Origin of the sequence: Methylacidimicrobium cyclopophantes (genome assembly GCF_902143385.2) — a bacterium.
GTDB lineage: Bacteria > Verrucomicrobiota > Verrucomicrobiia > Methylacidiphilales > Methylacidiphilaceae > Methylacidimicrobium > Methylacidimicrobium cyclopophantes.
Window position 1 is genome coordinate 1 of the sequence record NZ_CABFUZ020000137.1, and the last position, 609, is coordinate 609.

The 609-nt window shown below is 57.5% G+C and carries 1 protein-coding gene; it reads left to right on the top strand.

Annotation, left to right across the window (positions count from 1 at the left end; translation table 11 throughout):
* Nucleotides 1-546: hypothetical protein (locus tag FN369_RS06505; protein WP_218580015.1), on the top strand; the 546-nt coding region annotated here is incomplete at its 5' end.
* Nucleotides 547-609: the final 63 nt, after the last annotated feature.

Below are 609 nucleotides of genomic sequence, written 5' to 3' on the forward strand. Positions count from 1 at the left end.
GCGTCGGAAAAACGCTTCGAGACGGTTGAAAGACAACAAGATCGAATACTGGGTAAGCTCCGGGAGCTGGATGGCAACGCGATGGAGAGCCGGGTGAAGGAGAAGCTCGGCAACTATTGTTACGGACGGGTGGAGTTTGTGGAAATTCTCGAGCGGAAGATGCTGGATCGCGCGGCTCACATCGCCCTTAAGGAAAACGTCCTCAGCAGCGAGGAGCGGCTCAAGATGGGTTCCTCCGATGTCTTGGCGATCGGCGAGGATGCGGAAACCGGCGAGTCGGCTTGCGTCGTCGTGGAAGTATCCGGCGTCGTCGAGAAGATGGACGTGGACAGGGCGGCTGAGCGGGCGATGCTTCTGCTCAAAACGATGAAAAAGGCGGTTGCAACCGCACCGTCGAAATTTGCCGCCATTTTCCCAAAAGCGCCAACTAAGGCATATGCCTTAGTCGTCGGCAGAACCATTACTGACGAAGCCAGCCGGGAAGCGCAACGAAAAGGAGTCTTTTTCTCCAAATACCACAATGGCGCAGACGTCGAGGGACGGTGAATGGAAGCCCAGAGGCCGCTCTCGATATCCTCATCCGCGTCCAGGGTCCGATCGGCAGCCGCC